Origin of the sequence: Microbacterium sp. CnD16-F (assembly GCF_024124465.1) — a bacterium.
GTDB lineage: Bacteria > Actinomycetota > Actinomycetes > Actinomycetales > Microbacteriaceae > Microbacterium > Microbacterium gawkjiense.
In genome coordinates, this window is record NZ_JAMXSA010000058.1 from 1 (window position 1) to 16,363 (window position 16,363).

The 16,363-nt window shown below is 71.6% G+C and carries 13 protein-coding genes and 1 pseudogene; 8 read left to right on the forward strand and 6 right to left on the reverse strand.

What is annotated here, in order from left to right; all coding sequences use genetic code 11:
• The coding region (locus tag NH287_RS12915; RefSeq protein ID WP_253035943.1) for an FAD-dependent oxidoreductase at positions 1-247 on the reverse strand (247 nt) is incomplete at its 3' end.
• Positions 244-1,365: a uroporphyrinogen decarboxylase gene (hemE, locus tag NH287_RS12920; protein WP_374209392.1), complete on the reverse strand. Its 1,122-nt coding sequence runs from the start codon at positions 1,363-1,365 to the stop codon at positions 244-246. The genes hemE and NH287_RS12915, both read right to left, overlap by 4 nt.
• Positions 1,366-1,424: 59 nt before the next feature.
• On the opposite strand from hemE, the gene NH287_RS12925 reads away from it, so the two are divergent.
• Entirely contained in the window at positions 1,425-2,696 is a 1,272-nt protein-coding gene (locus NH287_RS12925; protein WP_253035945.1) for a glutamyl-tRNA reductase, read from the forward strand.
• Positions 2,693-3,706, forward strand: coding sequence for a LacI family DNA-binding transcriptional regulator (locus tag NH287_RS12930; RefSeq protein ID WP_064001711.1), 1,014 nt, complete (start codon positions 2,693-2,695; stop codon positions 3,704-3,706). Before NH287_RS12925 ends, NH287_RS12930 begins: the two co-directional genes overlap by 4 nt.
• Here the strand turns inward: NH287_RS12930 and NH287_RS12935 are convergent.
• Genes NH287_RS12935 through NH287_RS12945 form a run of 3 tightly spaced genes read right to left on the reverse strand, consistent with a single transcriptional unit; the run spans position 3,685 to position 7,199 of the window.
• Positions 3,685-4,569, reverse strand: coding sequence for a TatD family hydrolase (locus NH287_RS12935; RefSeq protein ID WP_253035946.1), 885 nt, complete (start codon positions 4,567-4,569; stop codon positions 3,685-3,687). The genes NH287_RS12930 and NH287_RS12935 overlap by 22 nt on opposite strands.
• Positions 4,566-6,134 (reverse strand): methionine--tRNA ligase, encoded by a 1,569-nt coding sequence (metG, locus tag NH287_RS12940; protein WP_253035947.1) that lies wholly within the window; start codon positions 6,132-6,134, stop codon positions 4,566-4,568. Before metG ends, NH287_RS12935 begins: the two co-directional genes overlap by 4 nt.
• 51 nt (positions 6,135-6,185) lie before the next feature.
• Positions 6,186-7,199 carry a LacI family DNA-binding transcriptional regulator gene (locus NH287_RS12945; RefSeq protein WP_253035948.1) on the reverse strand — a complete coding sequence of 338 codons (1,014 nt, stop codon included), beginning with the start codon at positions 7,197-7,199 and terminating at the stop codon, positions 6,186-6,188.
• Positions 7,200-7,382: 183 nt separating this feature from the next.
• Between NH287_RS12945 and NH287_RS12950 the strand changes: the two genes are divergently transcribed.
• The 4 genes from NH287_RS12950 to NH287_RS12965 all read left to right on the forward strand — a co-directional run bounded on the left by NH287_RS12950 (position 7,383) and on the right by NH287_RS12965 (position 13,399).
• Positions 7,383-9,404, forward strand: coding sequence for a beta-galactosidase (locus NH287_RS12950; RefSeq protein ID WP_253035949.1), 2,022 nt, complete (start codon positions 7,383-7,385; stop codon positions 9,402-9,404).
• Positions 9,405-9,547: 143 nt separating this feature from the next.
• On the forward strand, positions 9,548-10,792 hold the full coding sequence (locus NH287_RS12955) for an extracellular solute-binding protein (RefSeq protein ID WP_253035950.1): 1,245 nt from the start codon (positions 9,548-9,550) through the stop codon (positions 10,790-10,792).
• Between the two features lie 67 nt (positions 10,793-10,859).
• Entirely contained in the window at positions 10,860-12,467 is a 1,608-nt protein-coding gene (locus NH287_RS12960; RefSeq protein ID WP_253035951.1) for an ABC transporter permease subunit, read from the forward strand.
• The gene (locus NH287_RS12965) at positions 12,467-13,399 is read left to right on the forward strand and encodes a sugar ABC transporter permease (protein WP_253035952.1); all 933 of its coding nucleotides are present in this window, start codon (positions 12,467-12,469) and stop codon (positions 13,397-13,399) included. The genes NH287_RS12960 and NH287_RS12965 overlap by 1 nt, the downstream gene beginning before the upstream one ends.
• On the opposite strand, the gene rsmI is transcribed toward NH287_RS12965, so the two are convergent.
• Positions 13,389-14,219 (reverse strand): 16S rRNA (cytidine(1402)-2'-O)-methyltransferase, encoded by an 831-nt coding sequence (gene rsmI, locus NH287_RS12970; protein WP_253035953.1) that lies wholly within the window; start codon positions 14,217-14,219, stop codon positions 13,389-13,391. The two genes, NH287_RS12965 and rsmI, sit on opposite strands and share 11 nt — an antisense overlap.
• Before the next feature lie 23 nt (positions 14,220-14,242).
• Between rsmI and NH287_RS12975 the strand changes: the two genes are divergently transcribed.
• The gene (locus NH287_RS12975) at positions 14,243-15,847 is read left to right on the forward strand and encodes a phospholipid carrier-dependent glycosyltransferase (RefSeq protein WP_253035954.1); all 1,605 of its coding nucleotides are present in this window, start codon (positions 14,243-14,245) and stop codon (positions 15,845-15,847) included.
• A 26-nt stretch (positions 15,848-15,873) separates the two neighbouring features.
• Positions 15,874-16,363: pseudogene (locus NH287_RS12980) on the forward strand (FHA domain-containing protein); the annotation flags it as partial.

The following is a 16,363-nucleotide window of genomic DNA, read 5'->3' on the forward strand; positions in this document are numbered from 1 at the left end:
ACTGCACGGCCAGTCGCGCGTCGGCCGCGAGGTCGGCGACGCCGGTCGTGCGGGTCGCGAAGGACTCCGCACCGAGGTCGAGCTCGACTCCCGCGACGACCCCGCGGCGCAGCATCCCGCCGACGGCGTCGCCGGCCTCGAGCACGACGACGTCGCGGCCGGCGCGGGCGAGCTCCCACGCCGTGGTCAGCGCGGCGACACCGCCGCCGACGATGACGACGTCGTGACGGCGGAGGGCTCCGGTCACGGCGCCCGCCAGTCGTGGACCGTCCGGACCACCGCCGAGATGGCGTCGGGGTCGGCCTCCATCGGCACGCCGTGACCGAGGTTGAACACGTGTGCGCGCGCGGCGAGACCGGCCTCGAGCACGCGGTGCACACCCGCCGTCCGCACCGGCTCGGGCGCGAACAGCAGTGCGGGGTCGAGATTGCCCTGGATCGTCAGATCGCGGCCGATGCGGCGACGCGCCTCGTCGAGCGGGACCCGGTAGTCGACGCCGAGCGCATCGATGTCGGGGGTCGCCATGTCGGCGAGGATCTCGCCCGTACCGACCCCGAAGTGCACGAGCGGCAGCCTGTCGACGCCCTCGGGCAGTGGCAGCGCCCGGGCGTGCGAGAGCGCGGCGACGGATGCCGGGAGCACCGACGCGCGGTAGTCGTCGGGGTTCAGCCCGCCCGCCCACGAGTCGAACAGCTGCCCTGCGCTCGCCCCCGCCTCGATCTGGAGGGCGAGGAAGCGGCCGGTGACCTCGGCGAGCCACATCGTCAGGTCCTGCCACGCGGCCGGGTCCTCGTGGATGAGGCGTCGGGCCGCGAGGTGGTCCTTCGACGGGCCGCCCTCGACGAGGTAGGCCGCCAGGGTGAACGGCGCGCCGGCGAACCCGATGAGCGGCAGCGGCTCGCCGCGCTCCTCGGAAAGCTCCGCGAGCATCGCGGTCGTGCGGCCCACGGCATCCGCGATGACCTCCCCGCGCTCGGTGACGAGGGCGGGGTCGATCGCGACGGTGCGCGCGATGTCGGCGGGCGTCCGCAGCGGCTGGGAGAAGACCGGACCGCGGCCGGCGACGATCTCGACGTCGACGCCGATGAGGGCGAGCGGCACGATGATGTCGCTGAAGAAGATCGCCGCGTCGACGCCGTGACGGCGCACCGGCTGCATCGTGATCTCGCTCGCGAGCGCCGGGTCGAGGCATGCGTCGATCATCGATCCCTGCGACCGGAGCGCGCGGTACTCGGGGAGGGATCGCCCCGCCTGCCGCATGAACCAGACGGGGGTCGTCTGCGGACGATCGCCCAGCAGCGCCCGCACGAGACGGGACTCGCGGGTGCGCGCGGCGATGAGGGGGTGGCTGAGGCCGGGAATGATGGACTCCTCGAATCGGTTAATCGATATACTAATCGTGATCCAAGGGGGTTCTCCGCACCGTGCTCGTCTGCCTGACCGCGCATCAGCGCTCCACGCCGTTCGATTCCCTCGAGCGGCTCTCGACGGTCGGAGACGACCTCGCCGAGCGCCTGTCCGCGGTCCACGAGTCGGTCCGCGGGGCGGTCGTGCTCGCGACCTGCAACCGGTTCGAGGCGTACTTCGACCTCGCCGAGGAACCCGACCTCGCCTCCCCCGTCCCCGCGATGGATGCCGCGATGGAGGCGATCGCCGGCGCCGCCGACATGGACTACCGGTCGCTGCGCGAGAACGTCGACTTCGCCCACGGCAACCAGGTCGCCCACCACCTCTTCACGGTCGCGTCGGGACTCGACTCCGTCGCCGTCGGCGAGGACGAGATCGCCGGCCAGGTGCGACGCGCCCTCGAGGCTGCGCGCGGCCGCGGCCTGACGACCGCGCCGCTCGAGCACCTCTTCCAGCGCGCCACCGAGACCTCCCGCGCCGTCAAGAACACGACGCGGCTCGGTGAGTCCGGGCGTTCGCTCGTCCGTCTCGCCGTCGACCTCGTGAGCCCCCGCGTCGACTGGGCGACCGCCCGCGTCCTCCTCGTGGGCACGGGACGCTACGCCGCGGCGGCCCTCGCCGCCCTGCGAGCGGTCGGGGCCACCGACATCCGCGTGCACTCGCGGTCGGGGCGCCAGAAGTTCGCCAACCGCGAGCACCTCGTCCACGTCGGCGTCGACGATTACGCCGCCGAGGCCGCAGCCGCCGACATCGTCGTCACCTGCACGGCGACGACCGACACCTTCGCCCTCGACGCCTTCTCGCACGCGACCGCCCGCGCCGGGAGCACCCGCGCGCAGGTGATCATCGACCTGGGCCTGCCCCGCAACGTCGACCCCGAGGTGGCGCTGCTGCCCGGCGTCGAACTCCTCGACCTCGAGACCATCCGGCTGCACGCCCCCGTCGACGAGGCCGAGACCGTCGGCCAGGCGCGCGAGATCGTCCAGGCCGCCGCCAAGCGGCACGCCGCCGCCCGGCGCGTGCACGAGGTGTCCCCCTCGGTCGTCGACCTCCGCGGGTTCGTGCACGGCGTCCTGGACGAGGAACTCACCCGCGCACGACGGCGCGGCGACTCGGCCGAGGTCGAGACGGCGCTCCGCCACTTCTCGGGCGTGCTGCTGCACCAGCTCATCGCCCGCGGCCACACGCTCGCCTCCTCGGGCGCCGGTCCCGAGTGGGCCGAGGCGGTGCGCACCGTGCTGCCCGGGCCGCGCGAGGGCGCCTCACCGGACGAGGGCGAGCAGCCGTGAGCGCGAGCGTCACGCTGAAGGACATCGCGCGCGCCGCAGGCGTGTCGACGGCGGCCATCAGCCAGGCGCTCAACGATCGCGGCAGCATGCGCCCCGAGACGCGGGAACGCATCAAGGCCATCGCTGCCGAACTCGGTTACGTCCCCAACCGCCACGCCGCGGCGCTGCGCAGCGGCCGGACGATGACGGTAGGGTTCGTCATGGGCGACGACCCCGACGACGACCGGCGCGGCGAACTCCAGCGCGCGCGCAAGCTGACCTCGCTCGTCCGCGCCTCCGCGGCCCACGGGTTCACCGTGACCGTCCTCCCCGACTCGACCCCCGACCTCATCGCCGGCACGACGCTCGACGCGCTCTACGTGCCCGACGCGCGCGGCAACCGGGAACTCCTGCTCGCGGCCATCGCCCGCGGCATCCCCATCGTCGCGGACGACCAGTTCGTCGACGGCTCGCGCGGACTCAGCATCCGCACGGGGTACGACGCGGCCGTCCGGGCGGGACTGGACGAACTCGAACGCGCGGGCGCCCGCCGCATCGCCTTCCTCACCGAGGACGGCGGCGCCCCCCGCGACGAGATCGGACGCGCCGCGTACGAGATCTGGAGTTCGGTCCGCGGCCGCGAGCCGCTGGTGCGCGCTGTCGACGCCTCGCGCCGCACGCTGCCGCGCCTCATCACCGACGTCCTCGCCGACGGTGCGGACGCGATCTTCGCCGGTGCCGAGGACGGGCCCGACGTCTACCTGCAGCTCGAGGAGATGCGCCTCGTCATCCCCCGCGACGTCCAACTCGTCGCGCTCTGCTCCACCGACTGCGCCGTCAACCGCCGCCTCGGCGTGACGCACGTCTGCATCCGTCCCGACCTCGCCGCCCAGGCGATGTTCGACACGCTCCCCGGCGCTCTGCTCGACGACGGCCCCCGGGTGGTCGACCTGCCGTGGGAACTCGTGCCGGGGTCGACGACGCGCCCGCCGATGGCCGTCGCGCTGCCTCAGTCCGTGAAGGCGCCGTAGACCTCGAGCGTGTTCTGCGCGAGCTGTGCGCACAGTTCCTCGAGGGGCATACCGAGCTCGGCGGCCAGGAACCGCACCGTCACCGGCACGAGGTACGGGGCGTTGGGGCGGCCGCGGTGCGGTGTCGGGGTGAGGAAGGGCGCATCCGTCTCGACGAGGATCCGCTCGCGCGGGGTCACGGCGAGGGCGTCCCGCAGGTTCTGCGCGTTCTTGAACGTGACGTTCCCGGCGAAGCTCAGCCAGTAGCCGCGGTCGGCGCAGTACCGGGCCATGTCGGCATCGCCCGAGAAGCAGTGGAAGACGGTGCGCTCCGGCGCGCCGACCCGCTCGAGGGTCTCGAGGACGGCCTCGTGCGCGTCGCGATCGTGGATCTGCATCGCGATCCCGTGCCGCTTCGCGATGTCGATGTGCGCCTCGAAGCTCGCGACCTGGGCGGGGATCCCGTCCTCGTCGGTCCGGAAGAAGTCGAGACCCGTCTCGCCCACCGCCCGCACGCGCGGCTGCGCGGCGAGCTCGTCGATGACGCCGATCGCCTCGTCCAGTCGCCCGGCGGCCGCGTACGCCGGCGCTTCGTTCGGGTGGATCGCGACGGCGGCCAGCACCGCGGGGTGGGATGCCGCGGCCCACGCCGACCAGCGCGAGGACTCGATGTCGCCCCCCGCCTGCACGACGCCCACGACGCCGACCTCCGCGGCGCGGGCGAGCTGCTCGTCCAGGCCGCGCGGCTCGTCGCCGTCCTCGATCTCGAGGTGCGCGTGGTTGTCGTAGACGGCGACCGGGAGCGGCTCCGGCGCATCCGGCCATCGGACGTCGCGCGCGGACTTCTCGCGCTGGCGGACGTAGGTGCTCGGGTCGTCCGTCATGCGCTCTGCTCGACGCGCGGGAACAGCGGCGCGAGCGTGCCGACGCGGGTACCCGCGGGGAGCTGCCCCCACGTGCCCGCCTCGCGCAGCGGCTGCGCCGTCAGCTCGCCCGGAGCGCCGAGCGCGCCCCAGAGGGTCGCCGTCGACTGCGGCATGACCGGCGAGAGCAGCACGGCGAGCGCGCGCAGCCCCTCGGCAGCCGTGTAGAGCACCGTCGAGAGGCGCTCCCGGTTCGCGTCGTCCTTCGCGAGCGCCCAGGGCTCGTTCTCGGTGATGTAGCCGTTGAGCTCGTCGACGATCGTCCAGATGGCCGAGATCGCCTCGTCGGGGCGGAAGGCGGTCATCGCGGCATCGGCGGCGGTCGCGGCATCCGCCACCGTCCGCTGCACCCGGAGGTCCAGCTCGGTCGGCTCACCCGGAGTGGGCACGACACCGTCGAAGTAGCGCCCGATCATCGCGATCGTGCGCGAGGCGAGGTTGCCGAAACCGTTGGCGAGCTCGGCCTGGTAGCGCGCCGACAGGTCCTCCCACGAGAACGAGCCGTCCTGTCCGAACGCGATCGCGGAGAGGAAGTAGAACCGGTAGGCGTCGGAACCGAAGACGTCGGTGATCTCGGTCGGTGCGATGCCGGTGAGCTTCGACTTCGACATCTTCTCGCCGCCGACGAGAAGCCAGCCGTGGGCGAAGATCCCCTTCGGCACCTCGAGACCGGCGGCCATCAGCATGGCGGGCCAGATGACGGCGTGGAAGCGGAGGATGTCCTTGCCGACCACGTGGTAGGCCGGCCACCGCCGCTCGAACTCCGCCGGGTCGTCGCCGTAGCCGACGGCCGTCGCGTAGTTCAAGAGCGCGTCGACCCATACGTAGATGACGTGCGACTCGTCCCACGGCACCCGGATGCCCCAGTCGAACGCGGACCGCGAGATGGAGAGGTCCTTCAGCCCCGACCGCACGAACGAGACGACCTCGTTGCGGGCGGAATCGGGACGCACGAAGTCGGGCTGGCTCCGGTACAGCTCGAGCAGCCGGTCCTGGAACTCGCTGAGCTTGAAGAAGTAGTTCTTCTCCTGCAGCAGCTCCAACGGCTTCGAGTGGATGGCGCACACCTTGAGGCCCTCGAAGGGACCCGTGCCGTCGACGATCTCGGCCTCGGGCTTGAACTCCTCGCAGCCGACGCAGTACAGCGCCTCGTACTCCCCCGCGTAGATGTAGCCGCGGTCGTACAGGGCCTGCACGAACTGCTGGACCCGCTCCTCGTGGCGCGGCTGCGTCGTGCGGATGAAGTCGTCGTTGGCGACGTCGAGGGTCCGCAGCAGCGGGAACCAGCTCTCGGTGACGAGCTTGTCCACCCACTCCTGCGGCGTCACGCCGTTGGCCGCGGCGGCGCGGAGCATCTTCTGACCGTGCTCGTCGGTGCCGGTGAGCATCCAGGTGTCATCGCCTGCCTGCCGGTGCCAGCGCGCGAGGGTGTCCACCGCCACCGACGTGTACCCGTGCCCGATGTGGGGCAGATCGCTCGGGTAGTAGATGGGGGTGGTGATGTAGAAGGAGCCGCCGGAAGTCACCTGGAGATTCTACGGGCGACACGGCGGGCCTCCGCCGATCATGACGGGCGCTCAGGCGCTGGCGCGGGGCACGAGGGTCGTCGGGAGGACGATCGACTCCCCCGCGCCGCCGTCGATGACCTCGAGCAGCACCTCGACCATCCGGCGCGAGATCTCCGTCCACGGCTGGCGCATCGTCGTGAGGGGCGGATCGGTGGTCGCCGCGAGCCCCGAGTCGTCGAAGCCCGCGACCGCGACGTCGTCGGGGACACGCCGGCCCGCCTTGCGCAGGGCGGCGATCGCGCCGACGGCCATGACGTCGGATGCCGCGAAGACCGCGTCGATGTCGGGGGCGCGCTGGAGCAGACGCGTCATGGCGGCCTCCCCGGCGTCGCTGGAGTACGCGTCCTGCTCGACGAGCGCGGAGTCGAACCGCTCCCCCATCTCGTCGCGGAATCCGACGAGGCGATAGCGTCCGCCGGGGGTGTCGTCGGGGCCGGTGATGATCGCGATCCGCTCGTACCCGCGGTCGAGCAGGTGCCGGGTCATCGCCCGCGCGGAGGCCTCCTCGTCGACCGAGACGGTCGGGACGTGCGCACGGTCGCCGAGGGGCACGCCGGAGCAGACGGTGGGCACGCCCGCGCTCGTGAGGGCGGCCAGCAGCGGGTTGGACTCGTGCGAGGAGATGAGCAGGACGCCGTCGACGTGACCGGCGCGGACGTAGCGCTCGATGTTCGCGTACTGCGAGGGGTGCTCGGCGATGAGGAGCACGAGCGTCATGTCGCGGGCGGCGAGCGCCTCGGTCGCTCCGCGCAGCAGCAGGGCGAAGGTGGGGTCGGCGAACAGGAGGTGCTGAGGCTCGGTCAGGAGGAACGCGACGGAGTTCGCCCGGCCCGTCGCGAGCGCGCGGGCGGCGTGACTGACGGTGTAGCCCGTCGCCTGGATCGCCGCCTCGACCGCGATGCGCGAGGCCTCCGAGACCCATCGGCCGCCGTTGATGACCCGGGAGACGGTGCCGTGCGAGACACCGGCGACCTCGGCGACGTCGCGGATGGTGGGACGTCTGCGCTCGGAGGGGAGGACCACGCGCCGACTCTATACCTGGGGCGGCGCCCGCTCCGTCGCGACCTGGAACCAGTCACAGTTCGGTAACGGGGCCGGGGTCGCCCGCGACGGCCGCATAGACTCCGAACAAACCTGTTACCGGTCCCAGCCAATCCCTGGCGGCCGCGCCGTGACACGCCCGATCGATGAGGATGGCACCCGAGCATGACGAGCCCCGCCTGGCCGCGACTGGAGGGCATCGCCTACGGCGGTGACTACAACCCGGAGCAGTGGCCGCGCGAGGTCTGGAACGAGGACGTGCGCCTCATGCGCGAGGCGGGCGTGAACCTCGTCAGCATCGGGATCTTCTCGTGGGGGCTCCTCGAGATCCGCGAGGGCGAGTTCGACTTCGGGTGGCTCGACGACGTCATCGCCCTGCTCCACGCGAACGGCATCGCCGTCGACCTCGGCACCCCCACCGCCTCTCCCCCGGCCTGGTTCTTCGCGCAGTACCCGGACGCCCGCGCCGTCACGAAGGACGGCGTCCCGCTCGGCTTCGGGGCCCGCGGCATGGTCTCGCACTCCGCTCCCGAGTACCGCGCCGCGATCGCCCGCATCGCCGGCGCCCTCGCCGAGCGGTACGGCGACCACCCGGCCGTCGTCCTGTGGCACATCCACAACGAGTACGGCGTCCCCGTGGGCGAGGACTTCTCCCCTCACGCCGTCCGCACCTGGCGGCGGTGGCTGCAGGAGAAGTACGGCACGATCGCCGAGCTCAACGCCGCCTGGGGCACCGCCTTCTGGGGTCAGCACTACGAGGAGTGGGACCACGTCGGCGCCCCCGCCACCGCACCCTCGACGATCAACCCGGCGCAGAAGCTCGACTGGGCCCGCTACACCGACGCGATGCTGCGCGAGTGCTTCCGCATCGAGAAGGACGCGATCCGCCGGCACGCGGCGCAGCCCATCACGACGAACTTCATGGCCAACCAGCACCACGGCGTCGACCTCTGGGCCTGGGCCGACGAGGTCGACATCGTCTCGGACGACCACTACCTGTGGGCCGCCGATGAGGAGGGCGAGATCGGACTCGCGATCGCCGCGGACCTGTCCCGCTCGGTCGGGGGCGAGAAGCCCTGGATCCTCATGGAGCACTCGACGTCGGCCGTCAACTGGCAGCCGCGGAACGTCGCGAAGCGTCCCGGCGAGATGGCCCGCAACTCGCTGAGCCATTTCGGCCGGGGGGCCGACGGCATCCTCTTCTTCCAATGGCGCGCGGGACGTTCGGGCGCCGAGAAGTTCCACTCCGCGATGCTCCCCCACGCCGGCGTCGAGTCCCGCGTCTTCCGCGAGGTCGTCGACCTCGGCGCGAAGCTGGGGCGTCTCGCCGAGGTGCAGGGGGCGCGGGTCGAGGCCGACGTCGCGGTCCTCTGGGACTTCGAGTCGTTCTGGGCGCAGGACCTCGAGTGGCGCCCGTCCGAGGACGTCAGCCACGACGAACGCATCCGGGCCTTCTACGAGCGACTGTGGCGCGATGACATCACCGTCGACTTCGCCCTCCCCGGTCACGACCTCTCGCGCTACCGCCTGGTCGTCGTGCCCTCGCAGTACCTGTTGACCGCCGCGGATGCCGCGAACCTCACCGCCTACGTCGCGCAGGGCGGCACGCTCGTCGTCTCGTTCTTCTCGGCCGTCGTCGACGAGAACGACGCCGTCCACCCAGGCGGGTACGGCGCCGTGCTGCAGGACGCCCTCGGCGTGCGCGTCGAGGAGCACCTGCCGCTGCGCCACGGCGACGTCGCCGGCATCCGCTTCGGGGATGAGGACTTCGCGGCCGACGTCTGGCAGGAGGACCTCGTGCTGACCGGCGCCGAGGTCCGCGCCGTCTACACCGACGGACCCGCCGAGGGACGCCCGGCGGTCACCCGCCACGGGCACGGCGAGGGCGTGGGCTGGTACATCAGCACACGACCGGATGCCGAGGGCCTCCGAGCCATCATGCGCGAGGTCTACGCCGACGCCGGCATCGCGATCCCCGCCACCCCCGACGGCGTCGAGACGATCCTCCGCCGCGGCGACGCAGCGGACTACCTCGTCGCCATCAACCACGGCACCGACGAGGTGTCGCTCACGACTTCCGGAACCGACCTGCTCACGCAGGCCGAGATCCGGGACACGCTGGTGCTCCCCGGGGGCGACGTCGCCGTCGTCCGTGTGGCGCACACAGCTCCCCGGGGCGATCGATGACCGATCGTCCCGCGACGGGACACCGTCGAACGCACTGAGAGAAAACCCGTCGCGGCCACCCGGCTGCGGCGATCACACACCGGTCGTTACGGCGCGACCTCGCCAGAGGCCCGCCGGATCGACCACATCCGGAAGGAAGATCCATGCGCAAGATGGGTATCGGCCTCGCCGCACTGGCGGCGGGCTCCCTCCTGCTGGCCGGCTGCGCGAGCAGCACCGGCACCGCCCCGGCTCCCGCGGAGTCGGAGGCGCCGATCGACGCGAGCGGGGTCACCCTCACCGTCTGGACCGACGAGAACCGCAAGCCGGCGATCGAGGCGGCGGCGAAGACGTTCGAGGACGAGACCGGCGCGAAGATCGAACTCGTCCAGAAGAACTTCGAGGACATCCGCAACGACTTCACCAACCAGGTCCCCACCGGTGAGGGCCCCGACATCACGATCGGCGCGCACGACTGGCTGGGCAGCCTCGTCCAGGCCGGTGTCGTCTCGACGGTCGACCTCGGCGAGTCCGCGGCGAACTTCGAGAAGGTCGCCACCGACGCGTTCACCTACGACGGTCAGACCTACGCGCTGCCGTACTCGCTCGAGACGATCGCGCTCATCCAGAACACCGACCTCGTCGGTGAGGACGCCCCGGCGACCTTCGACGACATGATCGCCGCGGGCACCGAGTCGGGCGCCGAGCGTCCGTTCGTCATCAACACGGCGGGCCAGACCGGTGACGCGTACACGATGTACGGCCTGCAGACCTCGTTCGGTGCACCCGTGTTCGTCCAGGACGACTCGGGCTCGTACACGAGCGAGATCGGCATGGGCGGCGAGGCCGGCACGGCGTTCGCGACCTGGCTGGGCGAGCACGGCGAGAAGGGCTCGGGCGAGATCTCGACCACGATCGACTACGACACCAACAACGAGCTCTTCGCCTCCGGCAAGGCCGCGTACACGATCCAGGGTCCCTGGGCCGTCGAGACGCTGACCGCGCAGGGCGCGAAGATCAAGGTCAACCCGATCCCCTCGGCCGGCGGCGAGACCGCATCGCCGTTCGTGGGCGTGCAGGGCTTCTACATCTCCGCCGAGAGCAAGAACGCCCTCGTCGCCCAGGAGTTCCTGACGAAGTACCTCGCCACGTACGACGCGCAGAAGGCCCTCTACGAGGCCGACCCGCGCATCCCGGCGTGGTCCGAGCTCGCCGAGGAGGTCTCCTCCGACCCCGTGATCGCCGGCTTCGTCGCGTCGTCGCAGAACGGCGTCCCCATGCCGAACATCCCGCAGATGGGTTCGGTCTGGGACCTGTGGAACGCCGCCCAGGTGCAGATCATCAAGGGCGCCGACCCCGCGGGGACGTGGACCAAGATGGTCTCCGACCTCGAAGCGACGATCGGCTGACATCCGTCCGGGGGCGGGGCGCATCACCCCCGCCCCCGGGCACCACTTTCCTCGAGAGGGAGACGACATGACGGCTCTGCAGAGCCCCGCCCCACCGGAAGAGGCGCCCGCGCCCGCCGAGTCGCACGCCCGGCGCTGGTCCGGTCTCGGCTGGGGCTTCCTGGTCAAGCTGGTCCTGATGGGCCTCATCAACGCGGTGGGCCTGCTCGGCATCATCGCCGCGTTCCAGGCGGAGTCCTGGATCGTGTTCGGCGTCGCGATCGCGCTGCTGCTCGCCGCCGACGTCGTGTACTTCACCAAGCGCGCGCTGCCGCTGAAGTACCTGCTCCCGGGACTGTCGTTCCTGCTCGTGTTCCAGGTCTTCATCTTCCTGTACACCGGCTACATCGCCTTCACGAACTACGGCGCGGGCCACATCGGCTCGCAGGAGCAGGCGGTCGCCGCCTCCCTCGCTCAGGGCGAGCGCCGTGTCGAGGGCGCGCCCACCCTCCCCCTCACCGTCGTCGAGCGCGGCGGCGAGCTCGGCTTCGCCGTCGTCGAGGACGGCCAGATACTGGCGGGCTCCGCCGATGAGCCGCTCAGCGCGGTCGGCCCCGCCCCCGCCTCCGGCGCCGCGACCGAGGTGCCCGGCTGGAACGTCGTCCCGCGCAACCAGATCATCGGCGACCAGGCGACGCAGCAGGCGGTCGTCGACCTCCGCGTCCCCGTGTCCGACGACCCGAACGACGGGTCGATCCGCACGCGCGACGGGTCGAGCGGCGCGGTGTACCTGTCGACGATGACGTGGGATGCCGAGGCGCAGACCATCACCGACAGCGCGACCGGCCTCGTCTACCACGCGACCCCCACCGGCAACTTCGTCGCCGACGACGGGACCGCCCTCCCGACGGGGTGGGTCGTGAACGTCGGGTTCGCGAACTTCGTCGAGCTGTTCACCAACCCGGCGATCCTGGAACCCCTGGGTCTCGTGACGGGGTGGACCTTCGCCTGGGCGGTCCTGTCGGTGCTCATCCCCTTCGCGATGGGCCTCGTCTTCGCCCTGATCTTCAACGATCCGCGGGTGCGGGGGCGGAAGGTCCTGCGGACGCTGTTCATCCTTCCGTACGCGTTCCCCGCCTTCATGTCCGCGCTGCTGTTCCGCGGCATGTTCAACGCGGAGTTCGGCGTCATCAACGAGTTCTTCTTCGGCGGCCAGAACATCGACTGGCTCGGCGACCCGTGGCTCGCGCGCGCGGCCGTGCTCTTCGTCAACGTCTGGCTGACCTACCCGTACTACTTCCTGGTGTGCACGGGTGCGCTGCAGGCGCTGCCGCAGGACGCGCTCGAAGCGGCCTCGATCGACGGCGCGGGCCGGTTCCGCCAGCTGCGCGCGATCGTCCTGCCGCTCGTGCTCGTCTCGACGGCGCCGCTGCTGATCTCGTCCTTCGCGTTCAGTTTCAACAACTTCACGATCATCTACATGTTCAACAACGGCGGGCCGGCGATCCCCGGCGCACCGTACGCACTCGGCTACACCGACATCCTGATCTCCGCGATCTACGACATCTCCGGAGTCTCCGGCGGCGCGGCCGACTACGGCCTCGCGAGCGCCCTGTCGATCCTCGTGTTCATCGTCGTGGGCGTCGTGTCGGCCCTCGCGTTCCGTCAGACCAAGAAGCTCGAGGAGTACCAGTGATGTCCGCTCCCTCCACCGCCGCCACCACCGCGGCGATCACGACCGGGTCCGCTCGCTCCGCCCGTCCCGCCGCGCGGCGCCCCGGTCAACGCAAGCGCTGGGTGCTCGAGGTCGGCTGGAAGTACCTCGTGGCCGCCGGCATCCTCTTCTACGCGATGTTCCCGCTCGTCTACGTCCTGTCGGCGTCGTTCAACCCGAACGGCACCCTCTCGGCGGCCAACGCGCTCTTCTCGGTCGTCGACATCGGCAACTACACGGCGCTCGGCGGCACGAGCTACTGGGCCTGGTACGGCAACACCCTGCTCGTGGGCGGCGCGTCCGCGGCGGGAGCCGTCCTCATGGGCGCGGCTGCGGCGTACGCGTTCTCGCGGTTCCGCTTCGCGGGGCGGCGCGTGAGCCTGACGGCGCTGCTCATCGTGCAGATGTTCCCGCAGGCGCTCGCGTTCGTCGCGATCTTCCTCATGCTGCTGACCCTCGGCGAGGTGTTCCCGGTGCTCGGGCTCAACTCCAAGCTCGCCCTGATCTGCGTCTACCTCGGCGGCGCGCTGGGCGTGAACACGTTCCTCATGTACGGGTTCTTCAACACGATCCCGATGGAGATCGACGAGTCGGCGAAGATCGACGGCGCGACGCACGCGCAGATCTTCTGGCGCCTCATCATGCCGCTGGTGACCCCGATCCTCGCGGTCGTGGGGCTCCTCGCCTTCATCGCGGCGTTCGGCGACTACATCATCGCGAAGATCGTGCTCGTCTCGGAGGACAACTGGACACTCGCCGTCGGCATGTTCCAGTGGGTGTCGAACCAGCTCGCCAGCAACTGGGGTCTGTTCGCCGCGGGGGCGATCCTCGCCTCGGTGCCGGTGCTCGCTCTGTTCCTGTCGCTGCAGCGCTACATCGTCGGCGGGCTGACCGCCGGGTCCGTCAAGGGCTGAGCGGCTTCTTCGCCGCGACCGCGGCCCGGTAGAGGTCTCGCGAGGGGAGCCCCGTCTCGCGCGAGACCTCGCCGGCGGCATCCTTCAAGCGGATGCCGGAGGCCACGAGCGCCTGCACCTGGGCGAGTGCGTCGTCCTCGCTGACCGCGCGGACGCTCGCCCCCTCGACGACGACGACGATCTCGCCGCGGACGCCGGCGGCGGCCCACTCCGCCAGCTCGCCGAGCGGGCCTCGCACGACCTCCTCGTGCAGCTTCGTCAGCTCGCGGCAGACGGCGGCGCGACGGTCCGCGCCGAACGCCTCCGCCATCGCGGCGAGCGTGTCGGCCAGGCGGGACGGCGCCTCGAAGAAGACCATCGTGCGGGCCTCGGAGGCGAGCGCGCCGAAGACCGTGCGCCGCTCCCCCGTCTTGCGCGGAGCGAACCCCTCGAACGTGAACCGGTCGGTCGGCAGCCCTGCGAGGGCGAGCGCCGTGATGACCGCGCTGGGACCGGGGAGGGCCGTCACATCGACGCCCTGCTCGACCGCCGCGGCCACGACCGCGTACCCGGGGTCGCTGACCGTCGGCATGCCGGCGTCGCTGAGCAGCAGGACGTCCTCGTCGGCGGCGAGCGCGACGAGTTCCGCGGCGCGCTGCTTCTCGTTGTGGTCGTGCAGGGCCACTAGGCGGGGGCGGTTGGCGATCCCGAGCGCCTGCAGCAGGCGCTGCGTCGTCCGGGTGTCCTCGGCGGCGACGATGGTCGCCTCCTCGAGGGCGGTGCGCAGCCGCCCCGTCGCGTCGCCCAGGTTGCCGATGGGGGTCGCGGCGAGGATCAGCACCGCCCCAGCATAGGCTGGTCGCCGTGAGCTCGACCGCGGAACCGCTCCTGCCCGCGGTCCCCGCGCGGCAGCCGTTCGGCGTCCGTCTCGACGACGTCCGGCGGCGACTCGCGGCCGACGCGATGCTCCGTCGCCGACTCGCGTGGCTCGCCCCGCTGGCGGTCACCCTGCTCGCCGGCATCCTGCGCTTCTGGAACCTCGCCCACCCGCACGCGATCGTCTTCGACGAGACGTATTACGTGAAGGATGCCTGGAGTCAGTGGAACCTCGGGTACGCGGCCACCTGGCCAGACGGCGCCGACGCCCGGTTCACGGACGGCGAGACGGACATCTTCCTCGACGCGCCGAGCTTCGTCGTCCATCCCCCGCTCGGCAAGTTCCTCATCGGGGCGGGGATGGCCCTGTTCGGCCCGACCTCATCGTTCGGGTGGCGGTTCGCCGTCGCCGTGGCCGGCACCCTCGCCGTCCTCGTCCTCTACCTCATCGCCTGGCAGCTGACCCGCTCGGTGCTCTTCAGCTCGGTCGCCGGCGGCCTGATGGCGATCGACGGGCTCGCGATCGTGATGAGCCGGGTGGCGATCCTCGACATCCTTCTCACCTTCTTCGTGCTGCTCTCGGTCTGGTTCGTGCTGATCGACCGCCGGCGTCACCTCGACCGGCTCGCCGAGGCGATGCGGCGACGGGATGCCGCGGGCCGCGCGCCCTGGTGGGGCCCCGTGCGGTGGGGGCGGCCCTGGCTGTTCGCCGCCGGGATCGCCGGCGGCGCGGCGTGCGGCGTCAAGTGGTCGGGCGCGTGGGTGCTGGCGGCGCTCGGACTCTACGTCGTCGTGAGCGACGCGCTCGCGCGGCGACGGCTCGGCATCCACTTCTGGCCGGCGGATGCCGTGCGGCAGGGAGCCGCGGCCTTCGTGATCCTCGTGCCGGTGGCGGTCCTCGTCTACCTCGCCTCGTGGACCACGTGGCTCACGACCGACGGCGGCTACGAGCGGCACGCCGTCGACGCGAACCCGGCCCGTGGGTTCTGGTCGTGGGTGCCGCTGCCGCTGCAGAACCTCTGGCACTACCACCAGACGATCTACACGGCGACGGCGGAGATCACCTCGTCGCACCCCTACGCGAGTCCGGCGTGGCAGTGGCCCCTGCTGCTGCGGCCGACGTCGATGTACGCGAACAGCACGGCCGACGGCGTCGCCGGGTGCGCGAGTGCACGCGGCTGCATCGAGATCCTCTACTCGATGCCGAACCCGCTGCTGTGGTGGCTCGGGGTGCTCGCCGTGCTGTGGCTCGCCGTGCACGGCGTCCGCACGCGCGACTGGCGCGCGGGGATCGTCCTCGTCGGCATCGCCGCGACCTACGTGCCGTGGCTGTTCTACCCGAACCGGACGATCTTCCAGTTCTACACGGTGCTGATCCTCCCCTTCCTGGTCCTCGCGCTCACCTTCGCGCTGCGGGAGATCGCCGGGTCGCCGCACGCCGATCCCGACCGGCGGGCGGTCGGGCGCCGCACGGTGCTCGTCATCCTCGGCGTCATCGTCGCGGTCTCGGCGTTCTGGTACCCGCTGTGGTCCGCGATGCGCATCCCGTACGAGTTCTACTGGGTGCACAACTGGTTGCCGGGATGGGTCTGAGCACCACCCGTCAGTAGGCTGGGTGCGTGTTCCGCTACCCCACCCCGACGCTCGCCGCCGAGGCGGGGTACGCCATCGCGGGCGACCGCTTCGCGATCCTGCTCGGTTCCGGTGTCGCCGAGGGCGTCATCGCCCGGCTGTGGAATGCCGCCGCCGCCGACACCGCCGTCCTCGAGGACGTGCTGAGCGTGCTCGTCGCGGGCGGCATCCACGACCTGCCCGACTTCGCCGTCGCGGAGTTCCCCGACGACGGCGCGGATGCGGTCCGCGTCGCCGTGCGCGGCGCCGCGATCGTCGAGACCTCCGACCGCACGCGGGTCTCGGGCGCCGATGCGCGCACGTGGATCGAGACGGCGTTGGCGGGGGCCGTCGGCATCCGTCTGGCGCTCGGATCCGGACGCACCGGCGGCGACCTGCTGCCCCTGGGTCTCGGCGTCACGCGCGCCGACGAGCTGTCGTGGGGACGCCCCTTCCCCGCCGGGCGCGAGCCCGACGCCGACGTGACCCCGGCCGCCG